This window comes from Falsiroseomonas oryzae (genome assembly GCF_027856955.1).
Classification (GTDB): Bacteria; Pseudomonadota; Alphaproteobacteria; order Acetobacterales; family Acetobacteraceae; genus Falsiroseomonas; species Falsiroseomonas oryzae.
Genome location: NZ_JAPSMD010000089.1, coordinates 1 through 15,698, shown reverse-complemented (window position 1 = coordinate 15,698; position 15,698 = coordinate 1). Strand labels below are relative to the sequence as shown.

The following is a 15,698-nucleotide window of genomic DNA, read 5'->3' as shown; positions in this document are numbered from 1 at the left end:
CGGGCCCTCGGCTTCCGGCGCGGCGGCGACAGCCACCGGGGCGGCTGCGGCCGGCGCCGCCGCGGCCGGGGCGGCGACCTGCGCCACCGCCTGCATGGTGATCTGCCGCGCCACCCGGATCCGGCTGTCGTTCTCGACCAGCTCGATCTCGGTCAGGTCCGTCTCGCGCAGGATCTTGGCCAGCTCGCGGATCGCGGCGGCGTCGAAGGTCACGCCCGCCATCAGGGCTCTCCTCGTTCGGCCAGCAGCTCCGCCATGGCGCGCAGCGCCAGCGCGTAGCCCTGGATCCCAAGCCCCGCGATCACCCCGGTCGCGGCCTTGGAGACATAGCTCAGGTGCCGGAATTCCTCCCGGCGGTGGATGTTGCTGATGTGGACCTCGACGATCGGCAGGTCCACCGCCTTCAGCGAGTCCATCAGTGCGATGGAGGTGTGGCTGTAGCCGGCGGGGTTGATGATGATGCCCGCCGCGCGCCCGCGGCATTCCTGCACCCAGGTGATCAGCTCGCCCTCGCCGTTGGTCTGGCGGAAGTCGATGGCCAGCCCGAGCGCCTCCGCCGTCTCGGCGCAGAGCGCCTCCACGTCGTCGAGCGTCGCGCGGCCGTACACCTCCGGCTGGCGCGTTCCGAGCAGGTTCAGGTTGGGGCCGTTCAGGACGGCGATCAGCGGGGGCGTCAAGGGGTTGGACCCGTTCCGGGACAGGGCGGGCCGCCTAGCACGCCCATGTGAGGGGGGGCAAGCGCGGCGGTCCCGCGCGGCGCTGGCCGGCTTGCCCGCGCCCCGCCCCCTCGCCATGTTCGGCCGATGAGCCTGCACGCCACCGCCACGCTCCGCATCGAGGTGAACGGCGAGCCGCGCGAGGTGCCCGACGGCGCTTCGGTGGCCGACCTGCTCGCCCTGCTGAACCTCGCCGCGCCCAAGGTCGCGGTGGAGCGCAACCTGGAGATCGTGCCGCGCTCCGCCTGGGCCGCCACCCGCCTCGCCGCCGGCGACCGGCTGGAGGTCGTGCACTTCATCGGGGGCGGCTGAGGCCCCGGAGGACGCCGAGATGAACGATGGCATCCCGCAGTCCGACGACGGCTGGACCGTCGCCGGCCGCCGCTTCCGCTCCCGCCTGGTGGTCGGCACCGGCCGCTACAAGGACCTGGAGGAGACCGCCCGCGCCATCGAGGCGTCGGGGGCGGAGATGGTCACCGTCGCGGTGCGGCGCGTGAACCTCTCCGACGCCTCGGCGCCGATGCTGCAGGACTACGTGCCGCCCGACCGCTACACCTACCTGCCCAATACCGCGGGCTGCCACACCGCGCAGGACGCCGTGCGCACGCTGCGGCTGGCGCGCGAGGCCGGCGGGTGGAACCTGGTGAAGCTCGAGGTGCTCGGGCCGCCGCCCTTTCTCTACCCCGACATGGCCGCGACCTTCGAGGCCGCGGAGGCGCTGATCCGGGACGGCTTCGAGGTGATGGTCTACTGCGCCGACGACCCGGTGGCGGCGAAGCGGCTGGAGGAGATGGGCTGCGTCGCCATCATGCCGCTCGGCGCGCCGATCGGCAGCGGGCTGGGCGTGGCGAACCCCTTCATGATCCGCGCCATCATCGCGCAGGCGAAGGTGCCGGTGCTGGTGGATGCGGGGATCGGCACCGCGTCCGACGCGGCGCTGGCGATGGAACTGGGCTGCGACGCGGTGCTCCTGAACTCCGCCATTGCCCATGCGCGCGACCCCGTGCGGATGGCGGTCGCGATGAAGCATGCGGTGATCGCCGGGCGGGCGGCCTTCCTCGCCGGAAGGATGCCGCGCAGCGCGTCGGCCGACCCGTCCTCGCCGGTCGGAGGCCTGATCCGGTAAGGGGTGCGCCCCGCGACTCCGGCGGATTCGCGTGCGGAGGGCGGGGACGGCAGGAGTCCCTGCCGGCGCTTGCCCGCCCTTCCGGGCGCCTTTCCGGCGCCTTCTACATAGGTCGGGAAAAAATCTGTCCCTGGAGCCGCTTTTTCCCTTGTCCCCCGGGGACGGGGGCTCTAGATGCGCGGTCAGACGCAGTACGCACGTGCCTCTGGCCCCAGGCCCACGGAACCCCACCCGCCACAAAGGCGGCAATACCGGGTCACCGCGGCGCAAGGTTTACGCAACGACGTCAAGCGTTCCGGCACCCCGGCGGTGGCCCGAAAGGGCGATCGGCGGGGTCATTTGTCGCTGGTTCGTTGGACCGTTTCGTCAACTCTGGGGCCGCCGCCTGGATCAGGCGGCCTCCGCTGTCCGAAGGGGAGTGGGGCGCGATGAACCCGAAGATCGCTGCCTTCCTGCGTGCGCATGAGCCGGCGACCCCGTGCCTCGTGCTCGACGTCGATACCGTGGAGGCGAATTATCGCCGCCTGCTCGCCGCCATGCCGCTCGCGCGCGTCTACTACGCCGTGAAGGCGAACCCGGCCACGCCGATCCTGCAGCGCCTGACCGGCCTGGGTTCGTCCTTCGACGCGGCCTCCTTCGCGGAGATCGAGGCGTGCCTGGCCGTCGGCGCGGATCCCGCGCGGATCTCCTACGGCAACACGGTGAAGAAGGAGAGCGACATCAAGGCCGCCTTCGCGCGCGGCGTGACGATGTTCGCCTTCGACAGCGAGCCGGAACTGCGCAAGCTCGCCCGCTCCGCCCCCGGCGCGCGCGTCTATTGCCGCATCCTGGTGGAGAACAAGGGCGCCGAATGGCCGCTCAGCCGGAAGTTCGGCTGCGAGGCGAAGATGGCCGTGGACCTGATGCGCAAGGCCGGCGAGTGGGGGCTCGACCCCTACGGCATCTCCTTCCACGTCGGCTCCCAGCAGACCCGCACCGACGCCTACCAGGCGGCGATCGGCCAGGTCGCGATGATCTTCAGCGACCTGCGCGACGCCGGCGTGACGCTGCGCATGGTGAACCTGGGCGGCGGCTATCCCGTGCGCTACCGGCAGGAGGTGCCGGGCATCGACGATTTCGGCGCCGCCATCATGGGCGCGATGGCCGAGCATTTCGGCAACGCCCTGCCGGAGATGGTCATCGAGCCCGGCCGCTTCATCGTCGGCGATGCCGGCGTGGTGGAGAGCGAGGTCGTGCTCGTCTCCCGCAAGGGCGAGGAGGATCCGGTCCGCTGGGTCTATCTCGACATCGGCCGCTTCGGCGGGCTTGCGGAGACGGAGGGCGAGGCGATCCGCTACGCCATCCGCACCCCGCATGACGGGCTGGCGGACGGCCCGGTGACCATCGCCGGCCCGACCTGCGACAGCACGGACACGCTCTACGAGAAGTCCAACTACCGCCTGCCGCTGGCGCTGGCGGACGGGGACCGGGTGCAGCTGATGGCGACGGGGGCCTATGTGACCACCTATGCCAGCCAGTCCTTCAACGGCTTCCGCCCGCTGGCCGAGCACTACATCTGAGCGGGTCTCCCTCCCCCGCGCCGCCGGGGGAGGGGGATCATGGCGCCGGCGGCCCGACGGGCCGGACCTACGCCTGGCCGCCCTGCGCCGCCGCGGCACCTTCCGCCCGCGTGCCGCGCATGTAGTGCCGCTCCGGCCGGTAGCGCAGCGCCGCGAGCCACACGCCGACATGTCGCGCCCAGAGCGACGCCGGGACATGCGCATCGCGCGCCGCCTGACGCCGCCTGTCGAAGCCGTCCTCGCCGTTCTGCCGTGTCGTGCCCATCGCCGGGCGCTCCCTCGCCGGATCGCGTTGCCGCAAGGCCGTTATGCCGAGGCCCGGTTTCGCCGTTGTGCTGCGCCGGCCGGATTCGTGTTTCGTCTGTGGCGCGCGCGGGCCTGCCCGGCGCGAGTCCTCCCGCTTTTTCCGGTTGATGGCGCTTGGCGCCGTTGCTTTTCCGGCGCTAAGCTGCGCATCGCCATGGACGAGATCGACCGCAACCTCATCCTCGCCCTGCAGCAGGACAGCGCCGCGGGCCTCGCCGAGCTGTCCAAGGCGGCCGGCCTGTCGGTGTCCGCCACGGCGGAGCGCGTGAAGCGCCTGGAGGAGCGCGGCGTGATCCGCGGCTGGCGGATCGAGCTGGATCCCGTCGCCGCCGGCTGCCCGCTCCTCGCCTTCGTCTTCGTCGCCATGCGTCCGGGCCGCGACGACGCCGCCTTCCTGAAGGCGATGAAGCGGCAGGAAGCGGTGCTGGAGTGCCACACCGTCACCGGCCCATGGTGCTACCTGGTGAAGCTGCGCCTGCCCGACATCGCCGCGCTGGAGAGCTTCGTCTCGGAGGAGGTGCGCGGCCTGCCGGGCGTGGAACGCACCGAGACGATCCTGGCGCTGGCCAGCCCGAAGGAGACGGCGATCCTGCCGGTGGCGCCGGCGGTGGAGGAGTAGCGCGCGCGCGGGCGCGACTTCTACCGCGCCGGCCGCACGCCCATCGCCAGCGTGCGTTCGTCCATCCGCGGCGCGTGCTCCAGGCCGCGGCGCAGCGCCCAGACATTCGTCAGGTGCACCAGCGGGAACATCGGCACGTTCTCCGCCGACCAGCGCACCAGGCCGCGGAGCGCCGCCTCGCGCCGCTCGTCGTCCATGATGGTCTCGGCCTCCGCCAGCAGCGAGTCGAAGGCGGGCGCGGAGAAGCGGCGCTGGTTCGAACTGCCGGTCCGCCGCTCCCGGTCGAAGGTCGCCAGCACCGACTTGGCGAAGGACAGGCCCTCCCCGGTGGTGCTGCCCCAGCTGCCGAGCGACATGGAGAAGTCCTGCCGCGCCGCCCGCGCCGAATAGGTCGCCCAGGGCATCGCCACCACCGCGGTCTGCACGCCGACCCGGCTCCACATCTGCGCCACCGCCTGGGACAGCCGGGCATCGTTCGGGAACCGGTCGTTCATGGTGTGCAGCGTCATGCGGAAGCCGTTCGGGAAGCCGGCCTCCGCCAGCAGGCGGCGCGCGCCCTCGGGGTCGAAGGCGGGTGCGGGCGTCGCCGGGTCGTGGCCGAAGGCGCCGGCGGGCATCCATTGCCCGGCGGGCGTGGCCAGCCCGTCCATCGCGTGTTCCGCCAGCGCGTCGCGGTTGATCGCCATGTTCAGCGCCCGGCGCACCCGCAGATCCAGGAAGGGGTTCGACGGCAGGGGCTGGCCCGCATTGTCCGTCACCAGCGGCAGCGGGCCGCTGCGTGAGAAGTCCGGCCCCATATGCGCCAGCCGCAGCGAGGCGATGCGCGAGACGACCACGCGCGGGTCGCGCGCCAGCCGCGGCAGGTCGTTCGGCGCCACCTGGTCGATGATGTCCACGTCGCCTGCCAGCAGGGCCGCGGTGCGCGCGGGATCGGCCGCGACGAAGCGGTAGGAGACGCGCGCCCAGTTCGGGCGCTCCCCGGCGTAAGCGTCGAAGCGGGCGAGCTCCGTCCGGTCGCCCTGGCGGTGGGACGCCACGCGGAACGGGCCGGTGCCGATCGCGGCGCGCCCGGCATTGTAGTCCTCCGTGGCGGCGCCGGTGCCGGCATGGCGGGAGATGACGAAGACGCTGGCCAGCTCGGTCAGGAGGACCGGGTTCGGCCAGTGCGTGACGATGCGCAGCGTGTACGGGTCCACCGCCGCGGCGGCCTTCACGCTGCGCAGCGTGGCGCCGAAGCCGCCCGGGCTGTTCGGCACGTTGGGCGCGCGTTCCAGCGTGAACAGCACGTCGTCCGCCGTGAAGGGCCGGCCGTCGTGCCAGGTCACGTCGCGGCGCAGCGTGAACTCCCATTCCGTGTCCGACAGCAGGCGCCAGGACTCCGCCAGTTGCGGGCGGATGCGCGCGCGCTCGTCGCGGTCCACCAGGCGGCCGAAGACGTGCTCCGCGATGGCGTTGTTGGGCGCGGCGTTGAAGAAGTGCGGGTCGAGCGAGGTGATGGCGCCGCCCGTCGCGATGGTCAGCGTCTGGCCCAGGGCCGGGGTGGCGGCCAAAGCGAGCAGAATGGCAAAGACGGGTCGACGCATCCGGCTGCTCCCTTTGCCAGGCGCCTGGGGCCGCAAAGCGGCCCCGCGCGCAGACCGACAGTCCCGCCGGCGTATCAGTGCGCCGGCGCGCAAGGCAAGCGCGCGGAGCGCGCGCCCGCCGTCCGAGGGCCTCTAGTTCGGCCTGGCGCCCATGGCCGTGGTGCGCTCGTCCATGCGTGCCTCATAGGTGACGCCGCGCCGCGTCGCCCAGAAGTTCACGAGCTGGTAGAGGGGGATCATCGCCGTCTCGCGGTCCACCATCGCCACCGCCTCGCGCAGCATCTGCTCGCGGCGCGCGTCGTCCAGCGTGGCGGCGGCGCGCTCGGTCAGCGCGTCGAGTGCCGGGTTGGAGTGGCGGGAGTTGTTCGACCCGCCGCGCCGCCGTTCCCGGTCGAAGGTACCGAAGATGTTGACGAGCATGTAGCTCGCCTCGCCGGTCACGCTGCCCCAGCCCACCAGGCGCATGTTGAACTCCTGCCGCGAGGCGCGGGTGGAGTAGCTGGCCCAGGGCAGCGCCTCCACCGCGGTGCGCACGCCGATGCGCGACCACATCTGCGCGACTGCCTGCGCGGTGCGCGCGTCGTTGGGGTAGCGGTCGTTCGGCGTGGTCAGCGTCATGCGGAAGCCGTTCGGGAACCCGGCCTCCGCCAGCAGGCGGCGCGCGCCATCCGGGTCCGGCCGCGGCACCTGCACCTCCGGGTTGTAGGAGAAGGAGCCGGGCGGCAGCCACTGCGCGGTCGGCTTCGCCGTGCCCTCCATCACGCGGTCCGACAGCGCGTCGCGGTCGATCGCGATGGACAGCGCGCGGCGGACGCGCGCGTCCTGGAACGGGTTGCGCGGCAGCGGGCGGCCGTCGTTGTCGCTGACGAAGACCGGGTTCTCGGTACGGGAGTAGTCGGGGATCAGGTAGATCACCCGCAGGCCCTGGATCTCCGAGACGGTGATGTTCGGGTTCTGCCGCAGCCGCGCCAGGTCGTTGGACGGCACCTGGTCGATCAGGTCCACGTCGCGCGCCAGCAGCGCGGCCGTGCGGGAGGCGTCGTTGGGCATGAACCGGTAGGAGACGCGCTGCCAGGGCTCCGCGCCCTTCCAGTAGGCGTCGTTGCGCTGGAACTCCGTGCGGTCGCCGGAGCGGTAGGAGACCAGGCGGTAGGGCCCGGTGCCGATCGCGGCGCGGCCGGCATTGTAGTCCTCGGTGTTGGCGCCCTGGCCGACATGGCGGGAGATCAGCTGGATCGAGGCCAGTTCGGTCGGCAGCAGCGGGTGCGGCGCGGCGGTGTGGAAGCGGATGGTGAGCGGATCGACGATCTCGACGCGCTGGATGGCCCGCACGAAGCCGGCGAAGCTGCCCGGGCTGTTCTGCACGTTCGGCACGCGCTCGATCGTGAAGGCGACGTCGTCGGCCGTGAAGTCGCGGCCGTCGTGCCACTTCACGCCGGCGCGCAGCTTGAACTCCCACACCGTGTCCGACAGCGCCCGCCAGCTTTCCGCCAGCGAGGGCTGGATGCGCGCCTGGGCGTCCTGCTCCACCAGCCGGTCGAAGAGGTGCATGGTCAGGCTGATGTTGGGCGAGGCGTTGTAGAAATGCGGGTCGAGCGAGGTGGGCGACCCGCCGATGCCGATGGTGAGGTTCTGCGCCAGCGCCGCGGCCGGCAGCGAGGCCGCCAGAGGGATCGCCAGAGGGGCTGCCAGCAGGGCCCGGCGGGCGGGGCGGGACAGGAACATTCGTGGACGTCTCCCGGTTTCGCTGCGAAGCCGTGCAAACTAGCCTCGCCTGCGTTGGACTGCTACAGGACACGATACGGGGGCTGATGGGACCGGAGGGAAAGCGATGCGCAAGGGCATCCGTGCTGCCAAGGGCGTGACCCTTGGGGCGGTCGTTTCGGCGTGGGCGCTGGCCATCGGCCCTGCGCCGCAGGGTGCCGCCGCGCAGACCCTGACGATGGGCGTCGGCGCGCCGGTCACCTCCCTCGATCCGCACTACCACCAGTTGTCACCGAACAACGCGGTGGCCGACATGATCTTCGAAAAGCTGACCCACACTGACGGACAGGCGCGGCTGCAGCCGGGACTGGCCACCGAGTGGCGCGCCGTCGCGCCCACGGTGTGGGAGTTCAAGCTGCGGGCCGGCGTGCGCTTCCACAACGGCAGCGCCTTCACGGCCGAGGACGTCGCCTTCACGCTGCAGCGCCTGCCGAACGTGCCGAACTCGCCCTCCTCCTTCGCGATCTACGCCCGCTCGATCCAGCGCGTCGAGATCGTCGATCCGCTGACCATCCGCTTCCACACCGCCGCGCCGTACCCGCTGCTGCCTCTCGACATGTTCAATGTGCGGATCATCGACGCGGAGACCCATGCGAACGCGACCACCGAGGGCTTCAACTCCGGCCAGCTGGCGGTCGGCACCGGGCCTTGGCGCGTGGTGCAGCACCGCAGCGGCGACCGGATCGAGTTCGAGCGCAACGACACCTACTGGGGCGACGCGCCGGCCTTCCAGCGCGTCAGCTACCGGATGGTCACCAACGACGCGGCGCGCACGGCGGCGCTGCTTGCCGGCGACCTGGACTTCATTGACCAGGTGCCGACCAGCGATCTCGCCCGGCTGCGCGGCGACCAGCGGCTGGCGATCAGCGAGACGGTCGGCCTGCGGCTGATCTTCCTCGGCCTCGATCACGCCCGCGGCGAGAACGAGAACAGCCCGCACATCACCGACAACGACGGCCGCCCGCTGGGCCGCAACCCGCTGAAGGACGTGCGGGTGCGCCGGGCGCTGAACATGGCGATCGACCGCGAGGCGATCACCCAGCGCATCATGGAGGGTGCGGCGACGCCCACCGCGCAGTTCCTGCCGCCCGGCACCTTCAGCCACGTGCCTGATCTGCGGCCGACCAGGTTCGATCCGGACGGCGCGCGGCGCCTGCTGGCGGAGGCCGGCTACCCGAACGGCTTCCGCATCCAGCTCAACTCGCCGAACGACCGCTACATCAACGATGCCCGCATCGCGCAGGCGATCGGCCAGATGTGGACGCGCATCGGCGTGCGCACGGCGGTGGAGGCGCAGACCTGGGCCACCTTCATCGGCCGCGCGAGCCGCGCCGAATACTCCGCGCACCTCATCGGCTGGGGCTCCGATCCCGATGCCAGCCACCCGATGCGCAACATCATCGCCAGCCCGAGCCGGGAGCGCGGCTGGGGCGCCTCCAACCGGGGCCGCTACGCCAACCCCGCCTTCGACGCCGCGCTCGAGCGCTCGCTCCGCGAGCTCGACGAGCCGACGCGGGAGCGGATGCTGATGGACATCCAGCGGATGGCGGCCGAGGATGTCGCCATCATCCCGCTGCACATCCAGACCAATATCTGGGCCATGCGGCGGACGCTGCAGCACACGGCGCGCGCCGACGAGCTGACCCGGGCGCAGGACGTGCGCCCGGCGACGATGCGCTGATGTCCGTCTACCTTCTGCGGCGGCTCATCCAGGCCGTCGGCGTCGTCTTCGCGATGTCGCTGATCGTCTTCATCGGCGTCTTCGCGATCGGCGACCCGGTCGAGATCCTGATCAGCCCCGACGCGGACCAGATCGAGCGGGAGCGCGCGATCCGCGCCCTCGGCCTCGACCTGCCGCTGTGGGAGCAATACCTGATCTTCCTCGGCAAGGCGCTGCAGGGCGACCTGGGCCGCAGCTTCGTCTTCAACGAACCCGCGCTGCAGCTGATCCTGCAGCGCATGCCCGCGACGCTGGAACTGGCGATCGCGGCGACCCTCGGCGCCATCGTCATCGGCCTGCCGCTCGGCCTCTACGCCGGCCTGCGGCCGCACAGCCTGGGCTCGAAGGCGATCATGGCCGGGTCGATCCTCGGCTTCTCGCTGCCGACCTTCTGGGTCGGGCTGATGCTCATCATGGTCTTCGCCGTGCAGCTCGGCTGGCTGCCTTCCACCGGCCGGGGCGACACGGTGGAGATCCTGGGCATGCGGTGGTCCTTCCTGACCGCGGACGGGCTGGCCCACCTGGTGATGCCGGCGCTGAACCTCGCGCTGTTCAAGATCAGCCTGGTGATCCGCCTGACCCGCGCCGGCGTGCGCGAGACGATGCTGATGGACTACGTGAAGTTTGCCCGCGCCAAGGGCCTCAGCCCCTTCCGCGTCACCTTCGTGCACGTCTTCAAGAACATCCTGATCCCCGTCGTCACCGTCACGGGGCTGGAGTTCGGCTCCACCATCGCCTTCAGCGTGGTGACGGAGAGCATCTTCGCCTGGCCTGGCATGGGCAAGCTGATCATCGACAGCATCAACGTGCTCGACCGTCCGGTGATCGTCGCCTACCTCATGATCATCGTGCTGATGTTCATCACCATCAACCTGATCGTGGACCTGACCTACTCCGTGCTCGATCCGCGCGTCCGGCTGGAGGGCAAGTGACATGAGCGTCGCGCTCCAGACCGCGCCGGCGGCGCCCGCGAAGGACCGCGTCGAGACGCCGTTCCAGCGCTTCGTCTCGGAGTTCTGCGAGAGCAAGCTGGCACTGCTCGGCCTCGCGGTGTTCACCGTCATCGCGCTCGTGGCGATCCTGGCGCCCTGGATCGCGCCGCAGGATCCCTACGACCTTGCCGTGCTGGACATCATGGACGGACGGCTGGAGCCGGGCAGCAAGTCCGGCGACGGCAGCATCACCTATTGGCTCGGCACCGACGACCAGGGTCGCGACATGCTGTCCGGCATCATGTACGGGTTGCGCATCTCCCTCACCGTCGGCGCGGGTTCGGCGCTGCTGGCCTGCATAGTCGGCGCGTCGCTTGGCCTGCTGGCGGCCTATGCCGGCGGCAAGACGGACAGCGCGATCATGCGCGTGGTGGACCTGCAGCTGTCCTTCCCCGCCATCCTCGTCGCGCTGATGATCCTCGCCTTCCTGGGCAAGTCGGTGATGAACGTCGTCATCGCCATCGTCGTGGTCGAGTGGGCCTACTACGCGCGCACCGTGCGCGGCACCGCGCTGGTGGAGCGCCGGCGCGAATACATCGAGGCCGCGCAGTGCCTGGCGCTGCCGACCCATCGCATCCTGTTCCGCCACCTGCTGCCGAACTGCCTGCCGCCGCTGATCGTCATCGGCACGATGCAGGTGGCGCGCGCCATCGCGCTGGAGGCGACGCTGTCCTTCCTCGGCCTCGGCGTGCCCATCACGGAACCCTCGCTCGGCCTGCTGATCGCCAACGGCTACGAGTACATGCTCAGCGGGAAGTACTGGATCAGCTTCTACCCGGGCATCGCGCTGCTGATCACCATCGTCGCCATCAACCTGGTCGGCGACCACCTGCGCGACGTCCTGAACCCCAGGCTGAAGAAGTAGCGCGCGTGGCCGACGCCCCGACCCCCGCCGCGCCGCAAGGCGCGCCCACCCTCGAGGTGCGCAACCTCCGCACCCACTTCTTCACCCGCGCCGGCGTGGTGAAGGCGGTGGACGACGTATCCTTCACCGTGGGCCGCGGCAAGGTGCTGGGGCTGGTCGGCGAATCCGGCTCGGGCAAGTCGGTCACCGGCTTCTCCGTCATGGGCCTGGTCGATCCGCCCGGCCGCGTCGTTTCCGGCCAGATCCTGTTCAAGGGCCAGGACCTCGCGAAGCTCTCCGACGAGGAGATGCGGAAGCTCCGGGGCAACCGGATCGCGATGATCTTCCAGGACCCGATGATGACGCTCAATCCGGTCCTGCGCGTGGACACGCAGATGATCGAGACGGTGCTGGCGCATGAGAAGGTGCCGGAGGAGGAGGCCCGCCGCCGCGCCCGCGACGCGCTCGGCATGGTCGGCATCCCCTCCCCGGAGGAGCGGCTGAAGTCCTATCCGCACCAGTTCTCCGGCGGCATGCGCCAGCGCGTCGCCATCGCCATCGCGCTGCTGCACCGCCCCGACCTGATCGTGGCCGACGAGCCGACCACGGCGCTCGACGTGACGATCCAGGGCCAGATCCTGGCGGAGGTGCAGAAGCTCGCCGCCACCACCGGCACCTCGTTGATCTGGATCACCCACGACCTCTCCGTGGTCGCCGGCCTCGCCGACGACATCGCCGTGATGTACGCCGGCAAGATCGTCGAGCATGGCGACGTGGGTGAGGTGCTGGACAAGCCGCTGCATCCCTACACCCACGGCCTGATCGGCAGCGTCCCCTCGCGCAACCGCCGCGGCGAGCCGCTGCGCCAGATCCCCGGCATGACGCCCTCGCTGCTCAGCCTCGCGCCGGGCTGCGCCTTCCGCGCGCGCTGCCCGCGCGCCGCCGCCGATTGCGTGGAGATGCCGGAGCTGCATCCCTGGCGGCCCGACAGGCTCGCCCGCTGCCACCACCCGCATCTCGAGAATGTGGAGCAGGTGGCATGAGCGACGCGATGGAATTCGCCCCGCGCAGCTTCACCGAGGCGGAGACGCCGATGGTGGAGCTGAAGGGCGTCAGCCGCCGCTTCTCCAAGAAGTTGGACATCGCCGCCAAGCTCGCCCGCCGGCTCGGCGTGGACGTGAAGGAGGAGATCGTCCACGCGGTGGACAAGGTGGATCTCCGCGTCCGCAAGGGCGAGGTGGTCGGCCTGGTCGGCGAGAGCGGCTGCGGCAAATCCACCCTCGGCCGCATCGTCGCGGGCATCCTGCCGCAATCCGACGGGCACGTCTTCTGGAACGGCCAGGACGTCGAGAGCCTGCCGGGGGAGGCGGCGCGCAACGCCAAGCTGAAGCGGCAGATGATCTTCCAGGATCCCTACGCCTCGCTGAACCCGCGCATGCGCGTGGCCGACATCGTGGGCGAGGCGCCGCTGGTGCACGGCCTGGTGCGGCGCGGCGACTTCGACGACTACGTGGACGAGCAGATGCGGCGCGCGGGCCTCGACCCGAACTTCAAGCGCCGCTACCCGCACCAGTTCTCCGGCGGCCAGCGCCAGCGCATCGGCATCGCGCGCGCGCTGGCGGTGCAGCCCGAATTCATCGTCTGCGACGAGGCGGTGGCCGCCCTCGACGTCTCGATCCAGGCGCAGATCCTGAACCTGTTCATGCGGCTGCGGCGCGAGCTGGACCTGACCTACCTCTTCATCAGCCACGACCTCGGCGTGGTGGAGCATCTCAGCGACCGCGTGGTGATCATGTATCTCGGCCGCGTGGTCGAGGAAGCGCCGACCGAGACCATCTTCCGCCGCGCCAACCACCCCTACACGCGCAGCCTGCTGGACAGCGTGCCGCGGATCGAGAACCGCAAGCGCGCCTTCGCCGTGGTGAAGGGCGAGATCCCCTCGCCGCTGAACCCGCCCTCCGGCTGCCACTTCCACCCGCGCTGCCCGCTGGCCTTCGACCGCTGCCGGGTGGAGGTGCCGAAGCTGAAGGACGTCTCCGCCGGCCACCGCAGCGCGTGCCACCTGAACGACGCGGCCTGAGGCCCGGTCGCCGCCGCGCAGCGACGGGCGTGCGATGACGCCGCCCTATCGCGCCCAGTGGGAATCCGCCGATCTCGTGGCGGAGTTCCTCGCCGGCCGCGACGCCGCCACGGACCCGCTGTGGCGCGCCTCCGGCGCCGAGCACCTCGCGGAATACGCGCGCTGGGCCTCGCATCTCTGCGGCTGCGCCTGCCTGCAGATGGCGCTCGGCGCGCGCGGCCGCGACATCCTGCCGATCCATGCCGTACGCCGCGGCGTGCAGGCGCGCGGCGGCTATGTCGAGCAGCCCGATGGCGGCATACGCGGCCTGGTCTATGCCGGCGCCGTGGACTGGCTGGCCGCGCAGGGCATTCCCGCCCGCATCGTGCTGGACCTCGCCGCGGAGGACATCCCGGCGCTGCTGGCGCCGGGTGCGCTGTTCATCGCCTCCGTCCATGGCGCGATCCGCTGGCCGGACCGCGATCCGCCCGCGCGCGGCGGACATCTCGTGCTGGTCTTCGGCGTCGCCGCGGACGGCGCGCTGCGCTTCCACAACCCATCCGGCGACACGCCCGCATCGCGCGTGGATGCGCGCCTGGCCCCACGCGACTTCGACCGCTTCTTCGCCGGGCGCGGAATCCTGCTGGTGTGACGTCGATCCGCCGGACCACGACCCCGAACAGCTCTGTCGCCGCAGTCCTGCATTCGCATCAGGCGCCGGTCCGGCGGCGCCCGCTCGCAACGCCGATCTCGACGTCGATGTCCAGCGGGCCACCTGTGTCGCCGAGTTCGCGCCGGACATCCTCGCGCACCGTGCGGCGCACCGGCTCGGGCAGGCTCATGTAGGCCTGCCCCGTGGCGCCGCCGCCCCGCTCGACGGGCTCGAAATAGGCGTCGAACGACGGGAAGGCGAGGCGCTTGGTGTGGGTGGCGAACTCCACGTCCTGGAAACCCGCCTCCTCGAACAGCATGCGAAGCCGCGCCGCGTCGCCGAGGGCGAACAACCGGGCAGCTGCCTCGGCCAGTGCGGGCACGTGGCGGCCGATAGCAAGGTTGATCCGCTGGACGTTCGAGCGTTCCGGCGTGGTGTTGACCGAGACGGCGGCGCTGCCGCCATGCCGCAGCACGCGATGGAACTCGGCCAGGCCACGCGCCGGATCGGGGAAGTACATCAGCCCCATGCTGCAGAGCACCGCATCGAAGCTGCAATCCGCGAAGGAGAGGGCCTGGCCGTCCTCGATCGCCACGGAGACATTCGGCAGCCCGGCGAGGCGGTGCCGCGCCTGCTCGATCATGTCGGCCGAGAGGTCCGCCGCGACGATGCCGCCGGACGGGCCGACCACGGCAGCGGCGGCCTCGGCAGCAACGCCGGTCCCCGTGGCGATGTCGAGCACCCGCTGGCCGGGAGCGAGGCGGGCCGCCTGCATCAACATCGGCACGGATTGCGCCGTCGAGTGCCCGACGGCCCTGTCATAGCCGGCTGCAGCCGCGCCACCGAACGCGAGTTCGCTCATGGCCCCGCCTCTGCACCTGCGCCGGATTGTATACCGGACGCGGGCAGAGGTCGTCGCACGGAATCGACAGGCCGGCCCGGTCAGTGCCGCGCGCGTGACGAGCGCACCGCGAGCGCGTCCCGGGGTGGCGCCGCCGTCAGCGGCCCGACCGATCAGGTCGATTTCAGTTCCGGCCCGCGACCACGGCCACGTCCGGGTGGGTCCGACGGATCCTGGTCGGTCGGGCCGGCGGGCTGCTGCGGCCGGTTGCCGCCACGGCCCCGGCCCGGCGGGTCGGAGGGGTCGGAATCGCTCTGCCCGGTCTGCGGCCCGCGATTGCCGCCGCGGCCCTGGCCGGGCGGATCCGAGGGGTCGGAATCGTTCAGCCCGGTCTGCGGCCCGCGATTGCCGCCGCGGCCCTGGCCGGGCGGGTCGGAGGGGTCGGAATCGCTCTGACCGGTCTGCGGCCCGCGGTTGCCGCCGCGCCCCTGGCCTGGCGGATCCGAGGGGTCGGAGTCGTTCAGTCCGGTCTGCGGGCCGCGATTGCCGCCGCGCCCCTGGCCCGGCGGATCGGAGGGGTCGGAATCGCTCTGGCCGGTCTGCGGCCCGCGATTGCCGCCGCGGCCCTGGCCGGGCGGGTCGCTGGGATCGGAATCGTTCAGCCCGGTCTGCGGGCCCCGATTGCCGCCGCGCCCCTGGCCCGGCGGGTCGGAGGGATCGGAATCGCTCGGCCCCTGCGCCTGCGGGGGGCGTTGGTTGCCCGTGCGGCCGTTGCCGGGTTCGTCGGACGGATCGGTGTCGGTCAGGCCGCTGCGCGCCGGCGGCGGGGCGCTGCCACCCTTGGCGCCACCGCGATCCGGCACGCCGCCGCCACCCGATTTCGCGCCCTGCGCCGCGGCCTGGCCGGGCAGCGCCGC

The 15,698-nt window shown here is 71.5% G+C and carries 15 protein-coding genes and 2 pseudogenes; 10 read left to right on the top strand and 7 right to left on the bottom strand.

Annotation, left to right across the window (positions count from 1 at the left end; all coding sequences use genetic code 11):
• Together OZN99_RS11530 and aroQ are read right to left on the bottom strand one after the other, a co-directional pair.
• Nucleotides 1–222 (bottom strand): annotated as a pseudogene (locus tag OZN99_RS11530) (acetyl-CoA carboxylase biotin carboxyl carrier protein); the annotation flags it as partial.
• Nucleotides 222–677 carry a type II 3-dehydroquinate dehydratase gene (gene aroQ / locus OZN99_RS11525; protein ID WP_270935363.1) on the bottom strand — a complete coding sequence of 152 codons (456 nt, stop codon included), beginning with the start codon at nucleotides 675–677 and terminating at the stop codon, nucleotides 222–224. The gene aroQ and the pseudogene OZN99_RS11530, both read right to left, overlap by 1 nt.
• A gap of 126 nt (nucleotides 678–803) precedes the next feature.
• On the opposite strand from aroQ, the gene thiS reads away from it, so the two are divergent.
• The 3 genes from thiS to OZN99_RS11515 all read left to right on the top strand — a co-directional run bounded on the left by thiS (nucleotide 804) and on the right by OZN99_RS11515 (nucleotide 3,401).
• Entirely contained in the window at nucleotides 804–1,028 is a 225-nt protein-coding gene (thiS, locus tag OZN99_RS33440) for a sulfur carrier protein ThiS (RefSeq protein WP_333779733.1), read from the top strand.
• Between the two features lie 19 nt (nucleotides 1,029–1,047).
• A complete protein-coding gene (locus OZN99_RS11520; RefSeq protein ID WP_333779732.1) occupies nucleotides 1,048–1,842 on the top strand; it encodes a thiazole synthase in 795 nt (264 codons plus the stop codon).
• A 428-nt stretch (nucleotides 1,843–2,270) separates the two neighbouring features.
• Nucleotides 2,271–3,401: a type III PLP-dependent enzyme gene (locus OZN99_RS11515; RefSeq protein WP_270935362.1), complete on the top strand. Its 1,131-nt coding sequence runs from the start codon at nucleotides 2,271–2,273 to the stop codon at nucleotides 3,399–3,401.
• A gap of 67 nt (nucleotides 3,402–3,468) precedes the next feature.
• On the opposite strand, the gene OZN99_RS11510 is transcribed toward OZN99_RS11515, so the two are convergent.
• Nucleotides 3,469–3,666 (bottom strand): hypothetical protein, encoded by a 198-nt coding sequence (locus OZN99_RS11510; RefSeq protein WP_270935361.1) that lies wholly within the window; start codon nucleotides 3,664–3,666, stop codon nucleotides 3,469–3,471.
• A 195-nt stretch (nucleotides 3,667–3,861) separates the two neighbouring features.
• Here OZN99_RS11510 and OZN99_RS11505 point away from each other — a divergent pair, with 195 nt between their 5' ends.
• Nucleotides 3,862–4,326 carry an Lrp/AsnC family transcriptional regulator gene (locus OZN99_RS11505; RefSeq protein ID WP_270935360.1) on the top strand — a complete coding sequence of 155 codons (465 nt, stop codon included), beginning with the start codon at nucleotides 3,862–3,864 and terminating at the stop codon, nucleotides 4,324–4,326.
• A gap of 20 nt (nucleotides 4,327–4,346) precedes the next feature.
• Here the strand turns inward: OZN99_RS11505 and OZN99_RS11500 are convergent, their stop codons facing one another.
• Together OZN99_RS11500 and OZN99_RS11495 are read right to left on the bottom strand one after the other, a co-directional pair.
• Nucleotides 4,347–5,909: an ABC transporter substrate-binding protein gene (locus tag OZN99_RS11500; RefSeq protein ID WP_270935359.1), complete on the bottom strand. Its 1,563-nt coding sequence runs from the start codon at nucleotides 5,907–5,909 to the stop codon at nucleotides 4,347–4,349.
• Nucleotides 5,910–6,041: 132 nt separating this feature from the next.
• Nucleotides 6,042–7,634, bottom strand: a complete 1,593-nt coding sequence (locus OZN99_RS11495; RefSeq protein WP_270935358.1) for an ABC transporter substrate-binding protein — start codon at nucleotides 7,632–7,634, stop codon at nucleotides 6,042–6,044.
• 106 nt (nucleotides 7,635–7,740) lie between these two features.
• On the opposite strand from OZN99_RS11495, the gene OZN99_RS11490 reads away from it, so the two are divergent.
• The 6 genes from OZN99_RS11490 to OZN99_RS11465 are packed head-to-tail and all read left to right on the top strand — an operon-like array spanning nucleotide 7,741 to nucleotide 13,940.
• Nucleotides 7,741–9,354 (top strand): ABC transporter substrate-binding protein, encoded by a 1,614-nt coding sequence (locus tag OZN99_RS11490; RefSeq protein ID WP_270935357.1) that lies wholly within the window; start codon nucleotides 7,741–7,743, stop codon nucleotides 9,352–9,354.
• The gene (locus tag OZN99_RS11485) at nucleotides 9,354–10,325 is read left to right on the top strand and encodes an ABC transporter permease (protein ID WP_270935356.1); all 972 of its coding nucleotides are present in this window, start codon (nucleotides 9,354–9,356) and stop codon (nucleotides 10,323–10,325) included. Before OZN99_RS11490 ends, OZN99_RS11485 begins: the two co-directional genes overlap by 1 nt.
• Before the next feature lies 1 nt (nucleotide 10,326).
• A complete protein-coding gene (locus OZN99_RS11480; protein ID WP_270935355.1) occupies nucleotides 10,327–11,250 on the top strand; it encodes an ABC transporter permease in 924 nt (307 codons plus the stop codon).
• Nucleotides 11,251–11,255: 5 nt separating this feature from the next.
• Nucleotides 11,256–12,272 (top strand): ABC transporter ATP-binding protein, encoded by a 1,017-nt coding sequence (locus tag OZN99_RS11475; RefSeq protein ID WP_270935354.1) that lies wholly within the window; start codon nucleotides 11,256–11,258, stop codon nucleotides 12,270–12,272.
• Entirely contained in the window at nucleotides 12,269–13,309 is a 1,041-nt protein-coding gene (locus OZN99_RS11470; protein WP_270935353.1) for an ABC transporter ATP-binding protein, read from the top strand. The genes OZN99_RS11475 and OZN99_RS11470 overlap by 4 nt, the downstream gene beginning before the upstream one ends.
• A 34-nt stretch (nucleotides 13,310–13,343) precedes the next feature.
• Entirely contained in the window at nucleotides 13,344–13,940 is a 597-nt protein-coding gene (locus tag OZN99_RS11465; RefSeq protein ID WP_270935352.1) for a hypothetical protein, read from the top strand.
• Between the two features lie 58 nt (nucleotides 13,941–13,998).
• Here OZN99_RS11465 and OZN99_RS11460 read toward each other — a convergent pair whose 3' ends face one another.
• Together OZN99_RS11460 and OZN99_RS11455 are read right to left on the bottom strand one after the other, a co-directional pair.
• The gene (locus OZN99_RS11460; protein ID WP_270935351.1) at nucleotides 13,999–14,802 is read right to left on the bottom strand and encodes a class I SAM-dependent methyltransferase; all 804 of its coding nucleotides are present in this window, start codon (nucleotides 14,800–14,802) and stop codon (nucleotides 13,999–14,001) included.
• 152 nt (nucleotides 14,803–14,954) lie between these two features.
• Nucleotides 14,955–15,698, bottom strand: a pseudogene (locus OZN99_RS11455) (hypothetical protein); the annotation flags it as partial.

What these genes read in the sequence shown, in the direction of transcription:
- thiS (WP_333779733.1), top strand. Translation starts at nt 804, where the DNA reads ATGAGCCTGCACGCCACCGCCACGCTCCGCATCGAGGTGAACGGCGAG.
- OZN99_RS11520 (WP_333779732.1), top strand. Translation starts at nt 1,048, where the DNA reads ATGAACGATGGCATCCCGCAGTCCGACGACGGCTGGACCGTCGCCGGC.
- OZN99_RS11515 (WP_270935362.1), top strand. Translation starts at nt 2,271, where the DNA reads ATGAACCCGAAGATCGCTGCCTTCCTGCGTGCGCATGAGCCGGCGACC.
- OZN99_RS11510 (WP_270935361.1), bottom strand. Translation starts at nt 3,666, where the DNA reads ATGGGCACGACACGGCAGAACGGCGAGGACGGCTTCGACAGGCGGCGT.
- OZN99_RS11505 (WP_270935360.1), top strand. Translation starts at nt 3,862, where the DNA reads ATGGACGAGATCGACCGCAACCTCATCCTCGCCCTGCAGCAGGACAGC.
- OZN99_RS11500 (WP_270935359.1), bottom strand. Translation starts at nt 5,909, where the DNA reads ATGCGTCGACCCGTCTTTGCCATTCTGCTCGCTTTGGCCGCCACCCCG.
- OZN99_RS11495 (WP_270935358.1), bottom strand. Translation starts at nt 7,634, where the DNA reads ATGTTCCTGTCCCGCCCCGCCCGCCGGGCCCTGCTGGCAGCCCCTCTG.
- OZN99_RS11490 (WP_270935357.1), top strand. Translation starts at nt 7,741, where the DNA reads ATGCGCAAGGGCATCCGTGCTGCCAAGGGCGTGACCCTTGGGGCGGTC.
- OZN99_RS11485 (WP_270935356.1), top strand. Translation starts at nt 9,354, where the DNA reads ATGTCCGTCTACCTTCTGCGGCGGCTCATCCAGGCCGTCGGCGTCGTC.
- OZN99_RS11480 (WP_270935355.1), top strand. Translation starts at nt 10,327, where the DNA reads ATGAGCGTCGCGCTCCAGACCGCGCCGGCGGCGCCCGCGAAGGACCGC.
- OZN99_RS11470 (WP_270935353.1), top strand. Translation starts at nt 12,269, where the DNA reads ATGAGCGACGCGATGGAATTCGCCCCGCGCAGCTTCACCGAGGCGGAG.
- OZN99_RS11465 (WP_270935352.1), top strand. Translation starts at nt 13,344, where the DNA reads ATGACGCCGCCCTATCGCGCCCAGTGGGAATCCGCCGATCTCGTGGCG.
- OZN99_RS11460 (WP_270935351.1), bottom strand. Translation starts at nt 14,802, where the DNA reads ATGAGCGAACTCGCGTTCGGTGGCGCGGCTGCAGCCGGCTATGACAGG.